General features: G+C 60.7%; 20 protein-coding genes and 2 riboswitches. Of the genes, 14 read left to right on the top strand and 6 right to left on the bottom strand.

The features are described from left to right. Nucleotides 1-31: 31 nt before the first annotated feature. The 4 genes from SYNCC9605_RS08040 to SYNCC9605_RS14735 all read left to right on the top strand — a co-directional run bounded on the left by SYNCC9605_RS08040 (nucleotide 32) and on the right by SYNCC9605_RS14735 (nucleotide 3147). The gene (locus SYNCC9605_RS08040) at nucleotides 32-1027 is read left to right on the top strand and encodes a ribose-phosphate pyrophosphokinase (RefSeq protein ID WP_011364571.1); all 996 of its coding nucleotides are present in this window, start codon (nucleotides 32-34) and stop codon (nucleotides 1025-1027) included. Nucleotides 1028-1104: 77 nt separating this feature from the next. Beyond that, the gene (locus SYNCC9605_RS08035) at nucleotides 1105-2277 is read left to right on the top strand and encodes a glycoside hydrolase family 10 protein (RefSeq protein WP_011364570.1); all 1173 of its coding nucleotides are present in this window, start codon (nucleotides 1105-1107) and stop codon (nucleotides 2275-2277) included. Nucleotides 2278-2732: 455 nt separating this feature from the next. Next, nucleotides 2733-2966, top strand: coding sequence for a hypothetical protein (locus tag SYNCC9605_RS08025; protein ID WP_041435668.1), 234 nt, complete (start codon nucleotides 2733-2735; stop codon nucleotides 2964-2966). Between the two features lie 16 nt (nucleotides 2967-2982). Beyond that, nucleotides 2983-3147, top strand: coding sequence for a hypothetical protein (locus tag SYNCC9605_RS14735; protein WP_156783061.1), 165 nt, complete (start codon nucleotides 2983-2985; stop codon nucleotides 3145-3147). Here SYNCC9605_RS14735 and SYNCC9605_RS08020 read toward each other — a convergent pair whose 3' ends face one another. Further along, the gene (locus SYNCC9605_RS08020) at nucleotides 3148-3924 is read right to left on the bottom strand and encodes a metal ABC transporter permease (RefSeq protein WP_011364567.1); all 777 of its coding nucleotides are present in this window, start codon (nucleotides 3922-3924) and stop codon (nucleotides 3148-3150) included. Further along, nucleotides 3917-4603, bottom strand: a complete 687-nt coding sequence (locus tag SYNCC9605_RS08015; protein WP_011364566.1) for a metal ABC transporter ATP-binding protein — start codon at nucleotides 4601-4603, stop codon at nucleotides 3917-3919. Before SYNCC9605_RS08015 ends, SYNCC9605_RS08020 begins: the two co-directional genes overlap by 8 nt. Before the next feature lie 97 nt (nucleotides 4604-4700). Between SYNCC9605_RS08015 and SYNCC9605_RS08010 the strand changes: the two genes are divergently transcribed. Then, nucleotides 4701-5627, top strand: a complete 927-nt coding sequence (locus SYNCC9605_RS08010; protein WP_011364565.1) for a metal ABC transporter substrate-binding protein — start codon at nucleotides 4701-4703, stop codon at nucleotides 5625-5627. A gap of 48 nt (nucleotides 5628-5675) precedes the next feature. Further along, nucleotides 5676-5819, top strand: a riboswitch (cobalamin riboswitch). Nucleotides 5820-5835: 16 nt separating this feature from the next. Further along, nucleotides 5836-6954, top strand: a complete 1119-nt coding sequence (locus SYNCC9605_RS08005) for a hypothetical protein (protein ID WP_011364564.1) — start codon at nucleotides 5836-5838, stop codon at nucleotides 6952-6954. Nucleotides 6955-7031: 77 nt separating this feature from the next. Here SYNCC9605_RS08005 and SYNCC9605_RS08000 read toward each other — a convergent pair whose 3' ends face one another. From SYNCC9605_RS08000 to SYNCC9605_RS07990, 3 genes are read right to left on the bottom strand one after another with little or no spacing between them, the layout of a single operon-like run. Further along, nucleotides 7032-8354 carry a hypothetical protein gene (locus SYNCC9605_RS08000; protein WP_011364563.1) on the bottom strand — a complete coding sequence of 441 codons (1323 nt, stop codon included), beginning with the start codon at nucleotides 8352-8354 and terminating at the stop codon, nucleotides 7032-7034. Beyond that, a complete protein-coding gene (locus SYNCC9605_RS07995; RefSeq protein WP_011364562.1) occupies nucleotides 8351-9004 on the bottom strand; it encodes a TIGR03943 family putative permease subunit in 654 nt (217 codons plus the stop codon). Before SYNCC9605_RS07995 ends, SYNCC9605_RS08000 begins: the two co-directional genes overlap by 4 nt. A gap of 13 nt (nucleotides 9005-9017) precedes the next feature. Then, nucleotides 9018-9974 (bottom strand): permease, encoded by a 957-nt coding sequence (locus tag SYNCC9605_RS07990; RefSeq protein WP_011364561.1) that lies wholly within the window; start codon nucleotides 9972-9974, stop codon nucleotides 9018-9020. Between the two features lie 119 nt (nucleotides 9975-10093). Here SYNCC9605_RS07990 and SYNCC9605_RS07985 point away from each other — a divergent pair, with 119 nt between their 5' ends. Next, the gene (locus tag SYNCC9605_RS07985) at nucleotides 10094-13741 is read left to right on the top strand and encodes a hydantoinase B/oxoprolinase family protein (RefSeq protein WP_011364560.1); all 3648 of its coding nucleotides are present in this window, start codon (nucleotides 10094-10096) and stop codon (nucleotides 13739-13741) included. Between the two features lie 24 nt (nucleotides 13742-13765). Further along, the gene (locus tag SYNCC9605_RS07980; RefSeq protein WP_257928662.1) at nucleotides 13766-14050 is read left to right on the top strand and encodes a hypothetical protein; all 285 of its coding nucleotides are present in this window, start codon (nucleotides 13766-13768) and stop codon (nucleotides 14048-14050) included. Nucleotides 14051-14130: 80 nt separating this feature from the next. Here the strand turns inward: SYNCC9605_RS07980 and SYNCC9605_RS07975 are convergent, their stop codons facing one another. After that, nucleotides 14131-14634 (bottom strand): HdeD family acid-resistance protein, encoded by a 504-nt coding sequence (locus SYNCC9605_RS07975; protein ID WP_011364558.1) that lies wholly within the window; start codon nucleotides 14632-14634, stop codon nucleotides 14131-14133. Between the two features lie 110 nt (nucleotides 14635-14744). Between SYNCC9605_RS07975 and SYNCC9605_RS07970 the strand changes: the two genes are divergently transcribed. From SYNCC9605_RS07970 to SYNCC9605_RS07945, 6 genes are all read left to right on the top strand, one after another. Then, nucleotides 14745-15050 carry a hypothetical protein gene (locus SYNCC9605_RS07970; protein WP_011364557.1) on the top strand — a complete coding sequence of 102 codons (306 nt, stop codon included), beginning with the start codon at nucleotides 14745-14747 and terminating at the stop codon, nucleotides 15048-15050. 81 nt (nucleotides 15051-15131) lie between these two features. Then, a complete protein-coding gene (locus SYNCC9605_RS07965; RefSeq protein WP_011364556.1) occupies nucleotides 15132-15836 on the top strand; it encodes a 16S rRNA (uracil(1498)-N(3))-methyltransferase in 705 nt (234 codons plus the stop codon). 34 nt (nucleotides 15837-15870) lie between these two features. Next, entirely contained in the window at nucleotides 15871-16179 is a 309-nt protein-coding gene (locus tag SYNCC9605_RS07960) for a hypothetical protein (RefSeq protein ID WP_011364555.1), read from the top strand. Next, a complete protein-coding gene (locus SYNCC9605_RS07955) occupies nucleotides 16176-16427 on the top strand; it encodes a hypothetical protein (protein WP_011364554.1) in 252 nt (83 codons plus the stop codon). The genes SYNCC9605_RS07960 and SYNCC9605_RS07955 overlap by 4 nt, the downstream gene beginning before the upstream one ends. A gap of 27 nt (nucleotides 16428-16454) precedes the next feature. After that, nucleotides 16455-16604: riboswitch (cobalamin riboswitch) on the top strand. Between the two features lie 7 nt (nucleotides 16605-16611). Then, complete coding sequence (locus SYNCC9605_RS07950; protein ID WP_011364553.1) at nucleotides 16612-17244, top strand: HupE/UreJ family protein; 633 nt, start codon at nucleotides 16612-16614, stop codon at nucleotides 17242-17244. A 78-nt stretch (nucleotides 17245-17322) separates the two neighbouring features. Beyond that, nucleotides 17323-18909, top strand: a complete 1587-nt coding sequence (locus SYNCC9605_RS07945) for an iron uptake porin (RefSeq protein WP_011364552.1) — start codon at nucleotides 17323-17325, stop codon at nucleotides 18907-18909. Nucleotides 18910-18951: the final 42 nt, after the last annotated feature.

The raw sequence follows: 18951 nt of genomic DNA, 5'->3' as shown, positions 1-18951 counted from the left end.
GGATTACAGCAGAATTCGTTCCGCGGGCGCCGTGACCAGTTTCCTGACAGCTGCCCGTGCCGAACAGGAGCAGCTGGCCCCTGACAGCCGCCGACTGCGTCTGTTCAGCGGCACTTCGAACCCTGCTCTAGCCAAGGAGATCTCCGCTTACCTCGGGGTTCCCGATGGTCCCCGCGTCTGCAAGCGTTTTGCCGATGGTGAGCTCTACGTGCAGATCCAGGAGTCGATCCGCGGCTGTGATGTGTTCTTGATCCAGCCCACCTGCGCGCCGGTGAATGACCACCTGATGGAGCTGCTGATCATGGTGGATGCCTGCAGACGGGCCTCGGCACGGCAGATCACCGCCGTGGTGCCCTACTACGGCTATGCCCGAGCGGACCGCAAGACTGCCGGTCGTGAATCAATCACGGCCAAGCTCACGGCCAACCTGCTGGTGACGTCGGGTGTTGACCGCGTCCTGGCGATGGACCTGCACTCCGCTCAGATCCAGGGCTACTTCGATATCCCCTGCGATCACATCTACGGATCCCCGGTGTTGGTGGACTACCTCTCCACACAGGATCTCGGAGATGTGGTGGTGGTGTCTCCTGACGTTGGGGGCGTGGCTCGGGCCCGGGCGTTTGCCAAGCAGATGAACGATGCTCCGCTGGCGATCATCGACAAGCGCCGCACTGGCCACAACATGGCCGAGAGCCTCACGGTGATTGGTGATGTGGCGGGGCGGACGGCGATCCTGATCGACGACATGATCGACACCGGCGGCACGATCTGCGCGGGGGCACGGTTGCTGCGGGAGCAAGGGGCCAAGCGGGTGCTGGCCTGCGCCACCCACGCCGTGTTCTCTCCCCCCGCCAGCGAACGCCTGTCCGCTGAGGGCCTGTTTGAGCAGGTGGTTGTGACCAACAGCATTCCGATCCCACAGGATCGGGTCTTCCCTCAGCTGAAGGTGCTCTCCGTGGCCAACATGCTGGGGGAAGCCATCTGGCGCATCCATGAAGAGAGCTCCGTGAGCTCGATGTTCCGCTGATCGTTGGCTCGGGGCCATGGACTGTTGAACGAGCGGGCTTGGTTCGGCTTGGTCAGGATTGATTCGGGCCATCCTTGATGCCCGGTGCTTCAACGGCGTTGGCTCAACGGTGGAGGCCATTGATTGGTGTTGCCCTGGCCAGCCTGATGGCGGGGCTTCCGGCCCCTGTGATGGCCGAGTCTCGACTGGACCGGCTGCTCCGAAACCGCAGCACCATGGGGGTGTGGCTGACCAACAGCCCCAGCAAGCTCTATTACGACCGGAAGCGCATCAGCGCTGCGATGCAGCAGCTGCAGCATGCGGGCTTCAATCGCGTGGTGCCAAACGTTTGGAGTCGAGGCACCACCTTTCATCGCAGCCGCTTCGCTCCGGTGGAGCCACCGCTGCAGAAGGCTGGGGTCGGACTTGATCCCATCTGCACCCTGGCGGCGGAAGGTCGGCGCCGCGGCATCAAGGTGATGCCCTGGTTTGAGTACGGCCTGATGGAACCGGCTGATTCAGCTGTTGTTCATGAGAACCCCAGCTGGGTCTTGGCCAAAGCCAATGGCCAACGTTGGATGGCCATGCATGGCAACCATCGGATGGCTTGGCTCAATCCAGCCCATCCGGAGGTTCGTGCCCGATTCATTGGTTTGGTGGTGGAAACCCTCAAGCGCTGTCCGATGGACGGCCTGCAACTGGACGATCACTTCGCCTGGCCCGTTCATTTCGGTTATGACCCCACCACCCTGGCGCTCTACCGGCAGGAGACGGGACTGGCGCCTCCTGGGGATCACAGCAATCGATATTGGATGAAATGGCGCCGCAATCAACTCACCTCGCTGCTGCGTGAATTGCGGCAACGTCTCAAGCAGGAAGGCCTCTCCACCCGGATCAGCTTGTCTCCAGGCCCCTTTCGTTCGGCCTACAACCTCTGGTTGCAGGACTGGGAGCTCTGGGCTTTGGGCGGGCTGATTGAAGAGTTGGTGGTGCAGAACTATGCCTATTCGGTTCGAGGATTTGCCAAAGACCTGGATCAGCCGGCTCTGCGCAAAGCCCGCGACTGGGGTATTCCTTCGCAGATTGGCGTGTTGGCGGGATTTGGCAAGCGCACCACTTCGATGGCTGTTCTGGAGCAAAAAGTTCGACTGGCCCGCCAGCGCGGTCATGGCGTGATCTTTTTCTACTGGGAAGGGTTATGGGGCAAGCATGTGGCGGAGCGGTATCGAGATCCACGTCGCGCAGCGTTCACCAGACTTGGGTCTCATTGACCAGCAGGTCTTGTTTGTCACTACTTTTTTCGCTGCATGAAACACTTCACTGAAACCAGTTCCGAACCCTATGACCGACACCACTACCGCGTCTGGTTGCGTGATGGATCGTTCAAGGATGTGGAGAGCTATGAAGAAGCGCAACGTATTTGGTACTCCAGTAAGACAAGGCCAAAGACGATTGAAGTGATGCAACCGAAGCGACGCGGCAGTGCCAAAGGTTTTTAGGGATTTTGATGAACTTGCTAGTGATCAATCGAGTTTGGGATTACTTGAAATGACAGCAGTGAGCTTTCTTTTCTTGAAGGGCCACGTAACGAGTTCGGTCTCGCTAAAGTAATCAACCAGAAATTTTTGGATTGGCTCTGTTAAAAGATGGTTAATCTTTTCAGAATTGATTCAATCGGAACGGGAATTCAATGTTCATGGTTGCGAAGTTGTGAGATTTTCGAATGATGAATCAGTTTGAACTTAATCAGATCCGTTCTAAGCTTCGTCGGCTCGATCTCGATGATCAATTCATCGAGCGGTATCTCGAAAAGCTGATCAAAGACAAAGAACCGTTTGTGACGGCATCTAAGGCCATTGATCGTTGGGAAAAAAAAGACTCAGGCCAATTTGTGCTTCAAGCCCTCGCCTGTGGTTTGATTGCAGCCCTGGCTGGTGGTTGGTTCGCCTTTGTTCAGTAGCGGAGTGAATGGAGTCATGAACGATGCAAGCTTGATCGCCCTGTTCAGCGTAGGGATGGCCTCAACGTTGACTGTGTTATTCCTGGCCTTTCAGCGCACCTTCCGCCAGGAGCAAGAACGCACATTGATGCGGCGAATGCGGCGCCGCCTTGATCGGATGTTGCGTCTGTCGCAGCAGTGATTACGGCCTTCTCACGATGAGTAGAGCCATGCAAAGAACCCCGATCAGCGGTCCTGGGGGTAAATCCCAGAGAACCGCCAGCATCATCCCTCCCCCGCAGAGCAGCAATCCTGTGCCCGCTGATTTCAGCATCAGACTTTTCAGGCTGGTGCTGCGTTCCACATGAATGAGCACAGGAGCGCACAACAGACCAATCACCAGCACAATCCCCACAGCGGTGATGGCGCTGATCACCACCAGCGCGGTTACCACGATGGCGATAAATCGGATCTGTCGCACGGGGCGCTTTGCAGCGAGAGCCCCTTCCGGATCAACACCGATGAAGACCAGATCCTGGTACTGACCGATCAGCAGTAGGACCAAGGCAACGGCCGAGATGGTGGTGCGAATCAGATCAGGGGTGCCGGAGGCAAGGATGTCTCCAAACAGGATTGATTCCAGGTCGACACGGGCTTGCAATAGCGGCACAAGCAGAACACCGAGGGCGGTGAAGCCGGCCAGAACGGTGTTCATGGCTCCTTCTTCCCTTCCACGGAACCGTTGGGTCAGTTGTTCAGCGATTAATGCACCGATTAGACCACTGATTAAACCGCCGAGGCTGGGGTCCAGTTCAAATGCGAGGGCCAGCACGAGACCCGGCAGAACCGAGTGCGCCATCAAGTTGGCCAGGAGGATTCGCCGCTGCGTGATTAACAGGGATCCGGCTGCTGGGCAGAGGCTTCCGACCAACAGCGAAATCAGCAGGGGTAATCCCCACCAGAAATCAAGATCAGGCACAGCAATCCCCCATCATTCCGTCCATATCCGTGATCGTGCTTCGTACCTCTGAGGGGGTGCCGTCGGCCACCAGTTGTTTGTTGATCACCAGAACTCGGTCGTAGCTGTCGAGGGCTTTGCCCCAGTCATGGCTGCTGACCAGAAGGGTCTGACCTCGGTCGGCCTGTTGGCGCATGACCTGCAGTAGGTGGGCCCGTGTTGGTGGATCGATCGCGCTGCAGGGCTCATCCAGCAATAGAACACTGGCGTTCTGCATCAGAGCGCGGGCCAGCAACACCCTCTGTTGTTGCCCTCCTGACAGCTGGTTCAGGCGTCTTGATCCCATTCCGTTCATACCCACCTGCTTCAGGAGGGAGTCCACGCATTGGCTGGACGCTGATGCCTGGCGCGACGGCTGGCCCAGTTTCACCATTTGCTCAACAGTGATTGGAAAACTCCAGTCAATGGCTGCTTTCTGAGGCATGAGCGCGATTGAGCCATTGCAATGCACAGCACCACTGGACTGGCGCAATCGACCCTGCAGGAGATAGAGGAGCGTGGACTTGCCTGCGCCATTGGGCCCAACCAAGGCCGTCAGTGTTCCGTTGCTCAGTGCAAACGAAACTCCATCAATGGCCATTTGCTCTCCGTATCGATAGCGGAGTTGTTCGGCACACAGGGCCGAGGACTGATCAGGCAAGGAGGACGTCACCAGGCTGAGGTGGTCGGTTCAAGGACTGGGTTTTCAAGTGGAGACAGGAGCCCTGGCCTCATCAAGATGAGAATGATTCTCACTGATGATGATGCGAGTTCCGGCATGGTGCACAAAAAGCGCACTGTCTGCTCTTTTCATCCTGGGGCTAACCCAAGTCTCTGCCAACGCTTCTCAGGTCAACATCGTTGCCGTTGACGGAACGCTGTGTGATCTCACCACGACTCTTGTTGGTGATGTGGCACGAGTGACTTGCCTGATTCCACCCGGTGGTAATCCGCATGCCTATCAGTTGAAGCCCAGTGATCGTCAGACGCTGGCTGGAGCCGCTCTGGTCGTTCACAACGGGTTCAATCTCACGCCATCTGTACGAAAGATTTCTTCTTCGGGTCCGGTTGTTGCTGTAGGAGAGGTTGCTTTGCCTGGATACAGCGGTTCTGACCCTCATGTGTGGCACGACCCCCAAGCTTCAGCCGGCATGATCCGCGCGATCTCCAGCGAATTGAAGAAGGCCCTGCCGACTGAAACCCATGATGGTGTGTCACGCCGAACCAGCCAAGCGGTGGTTGTATTTGACGGCCTCAGTTCATGGGGAGCCGCTCAGTTCGCTGATCTTCCCGAAAGCCGTCGCGTCATCGCGACCGATCACAGAACGTATTCCCACATGGCGGATCGTTTTGGCTTCCGTGAGATTGCAATGTTGGATAGTCACACCACAGGAGGTGTGCTGAGGCCGTCGAGTCTTAATGCAATCACCAAAGAGATCAAAGCCTCCGATGTACTGGTGATTTTCAAGCCATCGTGGGATGCAACAAAAACCCTCAAGCGCATCAGCAAGCGCAGTGGTGTTCCCATCAGTTCAACACCTTTGAATGGAGAAGGTGTTGCTTCAGGTGAGACTGCTGTTTCCACCGCTGTGAACAACATCTGCACGATGGTTAATGGCCAGGGTGGTCAGTGTGACCAGGTTGAGGCTGCGCGTTTGGTCAAAAGCTGGTCTGCGATCCGCTGACCGGCTGTTGAAATCAATGGACATCCATTGATTTCCCGTGATGTAACTCGACCAACCTTCCATCTTGGTTTCAGTGGGGAACAGCCGCTGAAGGAAACGGGGAAAGAGCGGCGAAAATCCGTCACTGTCCCGCAGCTGTAAAGCTCACCCAAAGAGCAAGTCAGAACGCCCGCCAAGTTTTCAACCCTTCCGACGAGGATCGTCTCCCATGGCATCTCATTTCCGTTCAAAGCTTCTGCTTCTCGGCTTGCTAGCCCTTCCGTTTACAGCGGGTTCTGCGGCTTTCGCCCACGGCTCCCATGGTGGTGGCGGAGAGGCTCTTGAAGCTGGCGAGTTTGACTTCACGCCAATCATCACCATCGAGGGTCATGGTGGTTTTGACATCAACCTTGATGGTGAACCCAAGCATTACGCCATTGATGGCATGTTTGGTGGCGTTTTTGAGTGGGGCCTCGGCAATGGCGGCTCTTTCGCGATCGAAGCTGCCGTTGGCCCTGCTCTGGTTTGGGGAGAGGCTGAACACTTTTACGGAAAAGTGCATGTCCATGATCACGACGATGATCATGACGACCACGACGATCATGACGACCACGACGATCATGATGACCACGATGATCATGACGACCATGATCACGATGATCACGACCATGACGACCACGATGATCATGACGACCACGACGATCATGATGACCACGATGATCATGACGACCATGATCACGATGATCACGACCATGATGATCACGACCATGATGATCATGGTCATGAGCACGATACCGATTTCAAACGCACCGATATCAGAGGCTTTCTGCAGGCCCGCTATGCACCCAATGACCGTTTAAGCATTGCTCTTTCCTGGAACCCTTATTACGTCACACAAGATCAGGGTGAGGACATTCAGGGCTTGAAGAACGAGCTCGGTGCAAAGGTGACTTGGGCTCTTGGTGATGGAGATGTGAACTTTGCCCTTGGCGATGGCATCGAAGATCTGGTGAATGGTGTTTATCTGTCAGTGGATCACCGTCAGGGCTGGGAATCCGATGGCATGTATGTGGGCAACTACACCGACCCTCGTGTGGGCTTGGGCTTCACATTTGGTGGTGATGAAATCTCCTTGATGATTGAAGCTGGACCTCGTTTCTATGTTCCCGGTAGCTACGCAGGACTGGATCCCCGTACAGATTTGGCCGGTGAAATTGAACTTTCGGTTCCCATCGGTGATGCAACGCTGTTCCTGCACTGGCAGCAGACCTACAGCTGGGAAGATGCACCGGGCTGGGGTGAAGGTTGGCAGCACCATGTCGGCACTGGTGTGACGTTCAGCTTCTAAGTCTCAACAATCGCTCGAATTTTGTTTGAACAGGAGGGCAGTTTTGCCCTCCTTTTTTGTTGTTCAGCTTTTGCTGATCAGCCTGCATTCAGCCACTGGGCTTCGCTGATGGGTGTGTTGATCACCTTGATGAGCTTCAAGCTGTCGCCATCGATCAGGCCGGCACGGGCATGGGTTTGCTTTGGTCGGGTCAGCGTCATCAGCAATTGATTCGTCACAGGGTTCCACTGGATAGGGCTGCCCGCCTTGAGCGTCCATGGTTCCAGGGCCCTGCTTTGTGTCACTTCTCCCGCGTCGCTGATCAGCACCAGTTCGTGATTGCCCCGTTGCTGCTCCCAGCGCCCCAGCACAGCCCAGATCCGTTTGCCGCGGTTGTCGCAGGCCACCCCCAGCACCGCCTGATCACCGAGGTGCAGTTGCTTTGGTGCTTGCCCGGGAACCACCAGCTCGATCGAGCGCCTGTAATCCGGCCAGTGCCGGATCAACACGGCCCGTCCTGAAGCACCGCAGAAGGCCCCCAGCTCCCGGCTGCCCGGCAGCATCTGCGGCTTTTGCTCGCTTGCCTGCAGGGGCCGGAGGCTCAGCCCGTTGCTGCTGGGCATCACCACCCCCCCTCCAGCCGGAAGCAACTGCATCGGCCCGGAGGGCTTCAGAGCCAGAGCTTTGCGTTTGCCATCGGCCTGCAGCAACAGGGCTTGGTCGCTGCCCGGCTGGAAGCCACCGCTCTGAACCAGCAGATCACCATTGAGATTGCTGCTGAGATGGGCGAAGAGCACCTCCCCTTTCAACAGGGGTTCTGTGCGACTCAGCGTTGGCGGCCCCAAGGCCGCCAGACGGTTGGCGGTGCTGCGGGGCGTCAGCTGGTCCCACCACACCTGTTCGGTGCCGTTCTGATCGCGTCCCACCAGCGCAATGCCTCGACCATTTCCGAGGGGGACGACGCTGGGGATGGCGGGCCAGACCCCACTGATCGGCATCCACGCTCCCGATCGCGTCTGCAGTTGAACCTGCTCGCCTTCCGGCACAGGTCGCGTCGCGATCAGCCAGGGTCTTGGGTCCCACCACCATTGCTGCTGTTCCAGCTGCAGCCCGCGTTGGTCGTCCCCTGCGATCGATAGTTCGAGCGGAGCCCTGGGCACGACATCCGCATCGATCACCATCCGCAGTGATGTCGTCTCCCCCAGCCACTGCTGGGGCACGGCCGGAGTGATTCGGGTGGCCTCGCTGACCCGGGGCCGATCCATCGGGCGACTGAACTGCAGATCCAGAGCTGCGCTGCCGCTTTGCACCTGCTGGGGCACCAAGCGCAGCAGACGTGGAGGCTGTCGCAACAGCAGCTGTTGCTGCCCCAGAACAGCGGCGCAGGCCATCAGCATCAGCAGCAAGGGCCGACGCGTCATGGTTCCAGGGGCCGCTCGGGCCTGGCAATCGGTGTGATGTTTTCAGGAATCACGACGGGGATGCGCCGTTCGTTCCGGATTTGCACGCTCATCGTTCCCTCGATGGCCAACCATTGGTTGGTTTGGGGGCTGAACGACTCCGGCCACTCCACCGCCAGGCCAGCGGGCGTGGCGTCGGCCAGGCAACACCGCACCGTGAGTCGGGCGATCAGCGGCGGGCCCTGGGGTTGCCTCCAGACAAAACCGCTGATGCGCACAGGATTGCCTTCCACAAGATCAGGGTCAGATTGGCTGCGAAGCAAGCGCACCCATTCCGTGAGGCTGCGTTGTTCGGGGGGAAGAACAAAGGCCAATTCCGGTGGATCGGGTAGGCCCTGGGGGCGGTTGCTGGCCAGATCGCTGAAGGAGGGGCTGGGCGGAAGGATCAGCACCAGCGCAGCCATCACACCGCTGAGCAGCCAGGGCCAGCGCCAGCGTTCGTCTTGCTTCTCTCTTTTCAGCAGAACGGCCACGCCCAGCATCAGCAAGACAAGGCCGGTGACCCCCACCAGGCCGTGAAAAACCCCGCGAAGCAGCAGATCGAGGCGTCCGCTGTGGAAGCTCCACAACAGCGTTAGGCCCCAGAGCAGCAGCAGGGTTGCGCGCTTCAACTCGACCGGCCCCTTACAGCAGCCACAGGTTGATCCACTGACCGATCAGCAGCACGCCAAGACTGGCACCGATCGCCGTGATCAGGATCGCCCTTGGCCGCATCAGCACGGTGAACAGGCCCGCGAGTTTGAGATCCACAACGGGCCCCAGCAAAAGGAAGGCCAGCAGGGCTCCTGGGGTGATTTGAGCGGCAAACCCCAGGGCAAGAAAGGCATCCACGCTGGAGCAGACCGACACCACCACGGCCAGCAGCATCAAGGCCAGGATCGATGCTGTCGGCGCGCCCCCCACGGCTAACAGCCAACTGCGCGGCAGCCAGGTCTGCACCAGGGCCGCAATTACGCACCCCAGCACCAGCAGAGCCAGCAGATCGAGAAATTCGCGGCAGCTCTGGTCCAGCACCTGCCAGGCCTTGAGGCGGCTGCCGTTCATGGATCGGGGAGGACTGGGTGATCCGCCGATTACGCCACTGCTGCGCTGCAGCAGCCCCAGGTTGCTGAGGGGCTGGCTGATGCGGCGTTCCTCCAGCAACGCCGTTGCCAGGAGCTGCGTCTCGGGCAGTTGCACCAGCAACAAACTCAGCAGGATCGCCAGCAGAAAGGCTCCCAATGGCCGGGCCACCAGCAGCCAGGGCTGATCAGGAAACGCCGCCCAGGTGCTGGCCAGCACTATGGGATTCAGCACCGGAGCTGCAAACAGAAAGCCGAAGGCCGTGCCCATCGGTGCACCGCTGGCCAGCAGACGGTGGGCGACAGGAACGTTGCCGCATTCGCAGGCCGGGAGGGCAAAACCCATCAAGGCCCCGATTATCGGAGCTAGCACAGGGTTCTTGGGGAGCCGCTCGATCCAGGCACCCGGTGGCACGGCCCATCGGGCCAGCCCTGCGATGGCAACGCCGAGCAGGAGAAACGGAACGGCTTCCAGCAGTAACCCCTGAAAGATCGCCCAGGCCGTGGCGAGCTTGTCCAAGCGTTCGGGCGGCAGTTGCCTCTCAACGTTCTCAGTTCAGCTCGCCCATCGGGGGGCGTCGACATGGTTTGTTGATCGGCCTGCGCGGCAGGCTGGGACGACGTTGGCCAGGGCCTGAGATGGGGTGGTGCTTCTGGATTGATCGCGGTGGCACTTTTACCGATCTGATCGGTCGCGATCCAGAAGGCCAGCTGCATGTGCGCAAGGTGCTCTCGGAGCAGGCCGGTCATGGAGACCCTGCGGTGTCGGCCATGAAGGCGATGTTGGCGTTGGCTTCACCGCCCGTGGATCTGGCGGACGTCGACGACGTGCGTCTCGGTACCACCGTGGCCACCAATGCGCTGCTTGAGGGGGTTGGTGCTCCTTTGCTGCTGCTCACCAATGCCGGGCTGAGGGATCAGCTGTGGATCGGCGATCAACATCGCGACGATCTGTTCGCGCTCGAGCAGCCCCAGCGCCCCTTCCTTGCGCAAATGGTGCTGGAGCTGGCCGGTCGGCTTGATGCCGGGGGTGAGGAGGTGGAGCCCCTCGTGCTGGATCAGCCGCTGCGGCGGCGTCTTGAGGAGCAGCGCAGTTCCGGCCTGGACGTCGCCGTGGTGGCGTTGTTGCATGCCCAGCGCAACCCAGCCCATGAGCAGCGCTGCGCCGCATTGCTGCGCGAACTTGGCTTTCGCACCGTGGTCTGCTCCCACCAGGTGAGTGTGATGCCCCGGCTGGTGCCGCGGGGGCAGACGGCCTTGGTGGAGGGAGCCGTGCATCCGGTGCTGGATGGCTACCTGCAGCAGGTGCAAGGGGCGCTGGGCGCTGCCACGCCACTGCGGGTGATGACCTCCAGCGGAGCGTTGCAGGCTCCAGACCGGCTGCAAGCGAAAGACACCATTCTTTCGGGGCCCGCGGCCGGCATGGTCGGGGCGATCGCTGCGGCGCGGATGGCCGGTTTTGAAGGAGTGCCGGTGCTGGGCTTCGACATGGGGGGCACGTCGACGGATGTGTTCTGTGTGGCTTGCGCCGATGCGCAGGCTTTGCGGCAAGTGAAGGAGCAGACCGAGATCGCCGGCCTGCAGTTGCTGGCCCCACGCCTGCCGATTGAAACCGTGGCGGCCGGAGGCGGATCGGTGCTGGAGTTCCAGGGGGAGCGGCTGCGGGTGGGGCCCCGCTCCGCCGGAGCGCAACCTGGCCCGGCCTGCTATCGCGCCGGCGGACCGCTCACCATCACTGACGCCAACCTGTTGCTGGGGAGGCTTCAGGTGGACCGCTTCCCGGCGGTGTTCGGCCCGTCCGGGGATCTACCACCGGATGTGCAGGTGGTGCGGCATCGCTTCGCGGAGCTAGCGGCAGCGCTGGGGCAGACCCCGGAGCGGGTGGCATCCGGTGCGTTGCAATTGGCGGTGGAAACCATGGCCGCTGCGATCCGCCGGGTGTCGCTGCATCGCGGTGAGGACATTCGCGGCGGGGTCTTGGTGGCCTATGGGGGGGCTGGTGGTCAGCACGCCTGTCGCCTGGCGGATGAACTGGGGCTGAACACGGTGCTGTTGCATCCCATGGCCGGCGTTCTCTCCGCCTTCGGCATGGGTCAGGCCCGTCAGCGCTGCCGGCGGCAGGTGCATCTCGGCGCTGCTCTCTCGCCTGAACTGTTGGCGGCCCTGCCGGATCAGGTGGAGCGGCTCATGGCTGAAGCGCAGGAGACCTTGCGTCGCCAGGGAGATGGCGCTGATGCCGATGCGGGGCTGCCGGAGGTCTGGGTCAGCCTGGACCTGCGTTATCCCTCTGCCGAGCAGACCCTGGTGCTCATCTGGTCCGCAGAGCAAGGCGTTGATGCCGTGATCTCGGCCTTCCAGGCGAGCCATCAGCAACGCTACGGCTACTGCATTGATGCCGATCAGGCCCTGATTGTCGAACAGCTCAATGTTGAGATCACAGCACCCCAACAGTTTGATGCCACAGCCACAGTCACAGCCACAGCTGAGGTGGCCGAACCAACGCCAGAGGCGGAGCTATCGCCGCAGGTGTCGATGCACTTGGAGTCGAGCGGTTGGACGCAGGTGCCGTTGCTGAACCGCAGTGCCCTGCGGCTGAATCAGCGGATTGCCGGCCCAGCCCTGATCGCTGAAGCCACGGGCTGCACGGTGCTGGAGCCGGGCTGGCAGGCCCGGGTGCTGGAGGGTGGCACGCTGTTGCTGGAGCGCTCGCATCCTGCAGACGAATCATCGGAGCTGGCACAGGCCGGTGCCCACGACCCGTTGCAGGGGGAACTGTTTCGCCATCGCTTCATGGCGATCGCCGAACAGATGGGGGAACAGCTGCGCCAGAGCAGTCGTTCCGTGAATATCCGCGAGCGCCTGGATTTCTCCTGCGCGTTGTTCGATGCCACGGGTTCCCTGGTGGCCAATGCCCCCCACATTCCGGTGCACCTGGGATCGATGGGCGACAGCGTGCGCGACCTGTTGGTCCAGGTGGCGACCGGTGATGTCGCACCGTTGCAGCCCGGCGACACGCTGCTCAGCAACGATCCTTTCCATGGCGGCACCCACCTGCCCGACATCACCGCCATCTCGCCGGTGTTCTGCAACGGGGATCAGCCCAGCTTCTTTGTGGCCAGCCGTGGCCATCACGCCGATGTCGGTGGCATCGCTCCTGGATCAATGCCGTCCTTCAGTCGCACCATCTCTGATGAGGGCCTGCTACTGCGCAACCAGCTGTTCGTGCGCCAGGGCCGGGTTCTCGCCGCTGATTTGGAAGCGGTGTGCAGCGGCATGGCGACGCCGCCCCGCAACCTTCCGGAACTGCTGGCCGATCTGCAGGCGCAGGTGGCGGCCAATCAGGCGGGGATTGTGGCGCTTCAATCCCTCGTGGAGCGGGAGGGGCACACCCTGGTGCAACAGCAGATGACCCTGCTGCAGCAGGACGCAGCCCGCAGCGTTCAGCGGCTGCTGTTGCGCCTGACGGATGCCCGGCATCAGTTGGCCCTCGATGACGGCTCCTGCCTGGTGGTGCAGGTGTGCCTTGATCCCAACCGCCAACGGTTGCGTTTGGATTTCAGCGGAACATCGCCCCAACGGCCAGGCAATTTCAATGCCCCTCTGGCGGTGACGCGGGCGACTGTGCTGTACGTGATCCGTTGTCTCCTCGAGAGCGACATCCCCTTGAACGAGGGCTGTTTCGCGCCGCTTGATCTGGTGGTCCCTGAGGGCTGTCTGTTGAATCCGCGGCCCCCCGCCGCTGTGGTGGCCGGCAATGTGGAGGTGTCTCAGGCCCTCTGCAATCTGCTGTTTGCGGCCTTCGACGCCCAGGCGGCCGGCCAGGGAACGATGAACAACGTCAGCTTCGGCAATGGCCGCTGCCAGTACTACGAAACGGTGGCCGGTGGTGGCGGCGCTGGTGAGGGCTATGCCGGATCGGTGGGGCTGCAGTCCCACATGACCAATTCGCGGCTGACGGATCCCGAGGTGCTGGAGAGTCGTTATCCGGTGCGCTTGGAATCCTTCGCGGTGCGCTCCGGCAGTGGCGGCCAGGGCCGGTGGCCCGGGGGCGACGGCTTGGAACGCACGATACGTTTCCTCGAGCCGATGAGTGTGTCGCTGATCAGTGGCTCGCGGCAGGTGGCCCCGTTCGGTCTTAACGGGGGGGGCAGTGGTGCCTGTGGCGAGAACCTGCGGCTGGACTGTGAGGGGGTGGCTCATCCCCTGCCTGGTGCCGTGCAGCTGGAGCTCCAGGCGGGCGAGGCCATTCGCATGCTCACCCCAGGGGGAGGCGGCATGGGACGTTGAGGGGGGATGCCTTCTGGTGGTGCGATGCCGATGCGATCACAGGGTTGGTGGTTGGCGCTGCTGCTGGGCTGCAGCCTCAGCGGGGCTGCCCACGCCAGAAGCCTCGACCAGCATGTGTTCCAGTTGCAGCTGGTGATGGATCAGATCCGTCTGGCGCGGTCCAGGGGGGATAGTGTCGGCGTTTGTGTGGAATCCCGCCGGGCCAACAATCTTGTGCTCGATCTTCTTCCGGCCCTGCAATTGCATCGTCCAGGCCTCAATCACGCTGACTTGCAGGACAGGATCCTGTTGGGATTTGATGCTTGTTGAATGCTCTTTAAGCGATGTTGGGATGGATCAACCTGACCCCAATGTTCAAGTTTTCCCCTTGCGAAGATAAAAAGTCTGATTCAGACAATTGCTCCACTGGGCTTCTGCAGAAGTTTCAGGGCCGATGAGAATAGGGTCATATCGAAGAGTGTTCCCAGAGCCCAGACGCTGTCACTGGGCCACTTGAGCACCAACAGCAGGCCGATGCCTGCGGAGAGCAAGCCATCGAGCAGCACAAGTCCGGCCATCGGCGCTTTTGAAGTGGCCCCCGCCGCCAGTTCCATGATTCCCTCCACCAACACCACAACCCCGGCGAAGAGGGTCAGGCTGATTTCTCCTTTGATGGGGTCAATCAGGATGAACAGCGCCCCGCCGATGTAAAGCAGGGCGGAAAGCAGACGAAACAACTTGCCACCGGCCTGGTCTTGGCCGAGTCGCAGCAGTTGACTCACCCCTGCGGAGAAGGCAATCCCACCAAGCGCAAGGGTGAGAAGCGTCGCTGAAATGAACGGCAGAAGGATCGCAGCTACGGCACCCAATATCAGCAGGCCTGCTGCAACTTGCCTCTGACGCTCAGGGGGCATCACGGCAAGGCATCTAAATCGAACTTAGGCCCGTTTTTTGAGAATCAGCATGAGGACCCATTGTCGATCGGCATCTGCGGATTCAATCTGAATGCAGCAAAGCTGATGGCATGGGCTTGCTCCAAACGATCCAGGGACGGTTGCTTCAGTACGACTCACCGTCGCGGCAGTTGCAACCGGCCCATTTCGACGCAGCCCGACGTCTGGCCCAGGCTCAATTTCAGCTGGCTGATGCCGAATTAAGCCAACGCCTCTGGCAGGACGTGGCTGATCGTGATCTCGATGTGGATCGGATCCTGAATCTTCTTTATGGCTGCTGGTTCCAGGATGATCCTGCGGCGCTGCGTGCTGCCGACGCTGAGTTTCAGTCGCGCCGCGAGCGGGAGTTGATCCCCGGGGTGTTCGAACACTGCTGAGGATTGTGGGCCGCGGGGATTGTTGTGCTGAACTGACGGATCTGTTGGCGACGGCGTGGTGTTGCTCCCAGAGATCCAGCCATGAATATCGTTGTTCTGAACCGTTCGGATTGGCTGGATGAACGGAAAGTTCGTCTTGTGGATCGGCGGGCGGATCACATCCGTTCGGTGCTTCGGGCTGCGGTGGGCGACAGCATCCTGGTTGGTGAGCTAGGTGGCGATCTCGGCCAGGGCCGCATCTGCGCGCTCGATGCAGATGCAGTGGTGCTGGAGGTGGAGCTCAACCAGCCACCGCCGCCCCGCCATCGGTTCGACATTGTTCTGGCTCTGCCAAGGCCCAAGGTGCTGCGACGTCTGTTCCGCACCGTGGCCGAATTCGGGGTGGCAAACCTTCACCTGATCAACTGCGCTCGGGTTGAAAAGAGCTATTGGCAATCGCCTTTGCTCGCACCAGAGAAGGTGAACGATGCGCTGCTTGCTGGGATGGAGCGCGCCAGCGACACGGTGGCGCCCCGGGTGCATCAGCACAGGCGCTTTCGCCCCTTCGTCGAAGACCAGCTCAAGGATCTTTGTGCTGGACGGCCCTGCTGGATGGCCCAGATGGGGGCATCCCTTCCCTTGCGCGACACCCCAAGGGGGACGGCCGTGGTGATGGTGGGGCCCGAGGGCGGTTTTGTTCCGTTTGAACTGGAATTGGCCCAGGAGGTGATCGCGCAGCCCGTGCATCTGGGATCGCGCACCTTGAGCGTGGACACGGCCCTCACCGCCGCTCTGGCCCAGGGATGATGGTGTTGCGTGTGTTGCTTCAACGGCGAAGGCAATGAACGATCTGGCTGGCTTGCAAGCTCTTGTGGAGGACGTTGGGTCCGGCAACGTCATCGATGCCGAACTGCTCGATGGGTGTCCGGTGGAAGCCCACGAACTCGATGACATGGATGCGTCCCAGGCCGCCCAGGTCGCGGCCCATTGCTTCGGGCTGCTCTTCGATCACAAGGTGGAGCAGCTGGAGGGGATCGAGGCCGATCTCGATACAGGCCTGTGGACCGGCACCGTTGATGGCTTCGGTTTCCAGATCAGCCGGGATGACGTCGGCGATCTGGTGCTCGATTTCTCGAGCCAGCCGGCGTGACGGTTGAAGAGCTGCGCAGCGACCTGACGGCCCGGCTTGGTGAACAGGTGGAGCAGGTGTTCACCCGGGATGGAGCCCCTGTTGACGACATTACCGAGCTCTATCAGCCCTCTCCGGCGGGTTTTGGCGGCCAGCTGCGACTGAAACGGAGCGGCCGCCGCCTGGCCTGGGAGCTCTGGCTGGAAGACGGTGATCGCTGGAATTTCCACACCACCGACCTTGCCGATGCACCGCCACAGGCCGAATGATTGTTGGTCAGGCGGGACGGCCAGGCGCCGGTAGGGTGGGGTGCTGGTTTCAGCGGGGAACAGCCGCTGAAGGAAACGGGGAAAGAGCAGTGAAAATCTGCCGCTGTCCCGCAGCTGTGAAACGTCGGCCCTCCGCCCACGTCAGTCAGAACGCCCGCCAGATCAAACCGACGAGGATCGACTTTTGAATTCTTTGCCACTGGCCCTGCGCAGGCCGCTGCGGATCGCCGGCCCTTCGCTTCTGGCGGTTCTTCTCCTAGCCAGTCCGGCTTTCGCCCACCACCCCTTTGGCATGGGCGACAGCGCTGCCCTCACCCCCCTGCAGGGATTACTCAGTGGCGTTGGTCACCCGCTGCTGGGTCCCGACCATCTCCTGTTTCTGCTGGCCATCGCCTTCATCGGCCTGCAACGTCCCCGCGCCTGGGTGATTCCTCTGCTGGCTGCTGGCCTGGGCGGCAGTGTTCTGTCGCAGTTCATTCCCCTGCCGGATGCCGTGGCTCCCTGGGCGGAGGCCATGGTCTCCCTCAGCCTGGTGGTGGAGGGTTTGATGGCTCTCACCGTGGCCTCCTCCCGTTGGTTGCTGCCGCTGGTGGCCCTGCACGGTTTTCTGCTCGGTAGCACCATCGTTGGAGCGGAACCCACCCCGCTGTTCACCTATTTCCTGGGCTTGTTGATTGGCCAAGGCGCACTGCTGCTGGTGGTGAGCAACTGGTCCAAGACCCTGGTTGAGCGCCTCGGCTCCCAGGGGCAACGGCTTGGTGCCGGCATCTGGATGGGCATCGGTATGGCCTTCGCCTGGGTTGCCCTGATCGACTGAAACCTCTTGTTGCGTCTTGCCCAGATGGCTTGACGCCTAGAGACGGATGTTGCGTCATGGGCAAATCGCCCTCGACCCATGACGCTTGTTTGGCAACTGCTGGTGGCTCCTGCTGCCCTTGGCCTTCTGGCCCCTTTGGCTGTTGTCAACAGCCCAGCAGCCAATGCCGCCGAGCTGAACATCAACGACGTTTCTGATTACGCGGCTACTGCCAGTGGCAACAGCCTTGATCAGGTCACCAGCGTTACCCAATTCTCTGACGTTTACCCCACCGACTGGGCCTATCAGGCTCTGGCCAACCTGGTGGAGACCTACGGCTGCGTCGCCGGCTACCCCAACGGCACCTTCCGTGGCAACCGGGCGATGACCCGCTACGAAGCGGCTGCCCTGCTTAACGCCTGCCTCGACCGGATCACCGAAGTGACCGACGAGCTGCGTCGTCTGCTCAAGGAATTCGAAACCGAGCTGGCCATCCTCAAGGGTCGCGTTGACGGCCTCGAGGCCCGCGTCGGCGAACTGGAAGCCACCCAGTTCTCAACCACCACCAAACTCAATGGACAAGCCACCTGGGTGTTCGGAGCCAGCTGCTTTAAGGGATCCGCGTCCCGGCTGCGTTCCCAGAGCAATGAAGCGTTGGGCGGCACCACGTTCAACTACGACCTTCAGCTGGGGTTGGCCACCTCCTTCACCGGCAAGGATCAATTGACCACGGTGTTGCGTGGCGGCAACTTCGACGGAGACGGCAACGTCTTCGGCAGTGGAGGGCCGTCGGGCCTCGCCATCTTGGAAACTGCTTTTCAGGAGGGTGATCGCCCCAATCTGGTGGCGATCGACAAACTCTTCTATACCTTCCCGTTGGGAGATGAGATCACCATCACCACCGGCCCGATTGTTGGCCAGGAGGACATGCTCGCGATCTGGCCCAGCGTCTATCCCAGTGATCCGATCCTTGATGTGCTCACGGTGAATGGAGCTCCGGGGGCCTACAACAAAAACAAAGGTGCGGGCGTGGGCATCAGCTGGGCCGCGGAAAGTGGAGCTCGCGCGTCGGCCAACTATGTGGCGGCCAATGGTGCATTAAGCGACACCCGTTCCGGTGGTTTCGCCACCGACGATGCGGGAGGGACCGGCACCCTGCAGCTGGGTTGGGAGGGTGAGAACTGGGGTGTTGCTGCCCTGTATTCAAAGGTTCAGAACGGTCAAGACCTGATCGTGTATGCCACACCCTTCGCCAGTGATCGCTTCAGTGATCGGGGCGAGACCCACGCCTATGGCCTCGGTGGTTTCTGGCAGCCGTTGGAGAGCGGTTGGCTTCCTTCGCTGTCGCTCGGTTGGGGCATCAATCAATCCGACACCCAGCGCAAGGGCCAGGTCAGCACCAGTCAGTCCTGGAGGGCTGGACTGGAATGGAGCGATATGTTGATGGCAGGGAACAACGCCGGAATGGCTGTGGGCCAGCCTGTTTTTGCGACGGATCTGCGTGGTGGCGACACGGCTGCCGATGGCCAGTTCATCTGGGAGTGGTGGTATCAGTTCCAAGTGACCGACAACATCAGCGTCACCCCGGCGCTGTTCTATCTGTCGCGACCGATGGGTGAGCTCACACCGAATGGTTCAACCTTCCAGCAACTGGGCGGTCTGATCAAGACGACATTTGTGTTCTGAGCCAAGGGTCCTTTCATTGGATTCGAGGTCAATCGAGGCTGA

This window comes from Synechococcus sp. CC9605, assembly GCF_000012625.1.
GTDB lineage: Bacteria > Cyanobacteriota > Cyanobacteriia > PCC-6307 > Cyanobiaceae > Parasynechococcus.
The sequence above is the reverse complement of the archived record's forward strand: the minus strand, read 5'-3'. Positions and strand labels throughout refer to the sequence as shown.

Bases quoted from the DNA above. Each gene is read 5' to 3' on its own strand.
- SYNCC9605_RS07985 (WP_011364560.1), top strand. From the start codon at position 10,094: ATGGGGTGGTGCTTCTGGATTGATCGCGGTGGCACTTTTACCGATCTG.
- SYNCC9605_RS07945 (WP_011364552.1), top strand. From the start codon at position 17,323: ATGACGCTTGTTTGGCAACTGCTGGTGGCTCCTGCTGCCCTTGGCCTT.
- SYNCC9605_RS07980 (WP_257928662.1), top strand. From the start codon at position 13,766: ATGCCGATGCGATCACAGGGTTGGTGGTTGGCGCTGCTGCTGGGCTGC.
- SYNCC9605_RS08035 (WP_011364570.1), top strand. From the start codon at position 1,105: ATGCCCGGTGCTTCAACGGCGTTGGCTCAACGGTGGAGGCCATTGATT.
- SYNCC9605_RS07970 (WP_011364557.1), top strand. From the start codon at position 14,745: ATGGGCTTGCTCCAAACGATCCAGGGACGGTTGCTTCAGTACGACTCA.
- SYNCC9605_RS08005 (WP_011364564.1), top strand. From the start codon at position 5,836: ATGGCATCTCATTTCCGTTCAAAGCTTCTGCTTCTCGGCTTGCTAGCC.
- SYNCC9605_RS08000 (WP_011364563.1), bottom strand. From the start codon at position 8,354: ATGACGCGTCGGCCCTTGCTGCTGATGCTGATGGCCTGCGCCGCTGTT.
- SYNCC9605_RS07965 (WP_011364556.1), top strand. From the start codon at position 15,132: ATGAATATCGTTGTTCTGAACCGTTCGGATTGGCTGGATGAACGGAAA.
- SYNCC9605_RS07975 (WP_011364558.1), bottom strand. From the start codon at position 14,634: ATGCCCCCTGAGCGTCAGAGGCAAGTTGCAGCAGGCCTGCTGATATTG.
- SYNCC9605_RS14735 (WP_156783061.1), top strand. From the start codon at position 2,983: ATGAACGATGCAAGCTTGATCGCCCTGTTCAGCGTAGGGATGGCCTCA.
- SYNCC9605_RS07960 (WP_011364555.1), top strand. From the start codon at position 15,871: ATGAACGATCTGGCTGGCTTGCAAGCTCTTGTGGAGGACGTTGGGTCC.
- SYNCC9605_RS08025 (WP_041435668.1), top strand. From the start codon at position 2,733: ATGAATCAGTTTGAACTTAATCAGATCCGTTCTAAGCTTCGTCGGCTC.
- SYNCC9605_RS08010 (WP_011364565.1), top strand. From the start codon at position 4,701: ATGATGATGCGAGTTCCGGCATGGTGCACAAAAAGCGCACTGTCTGCT.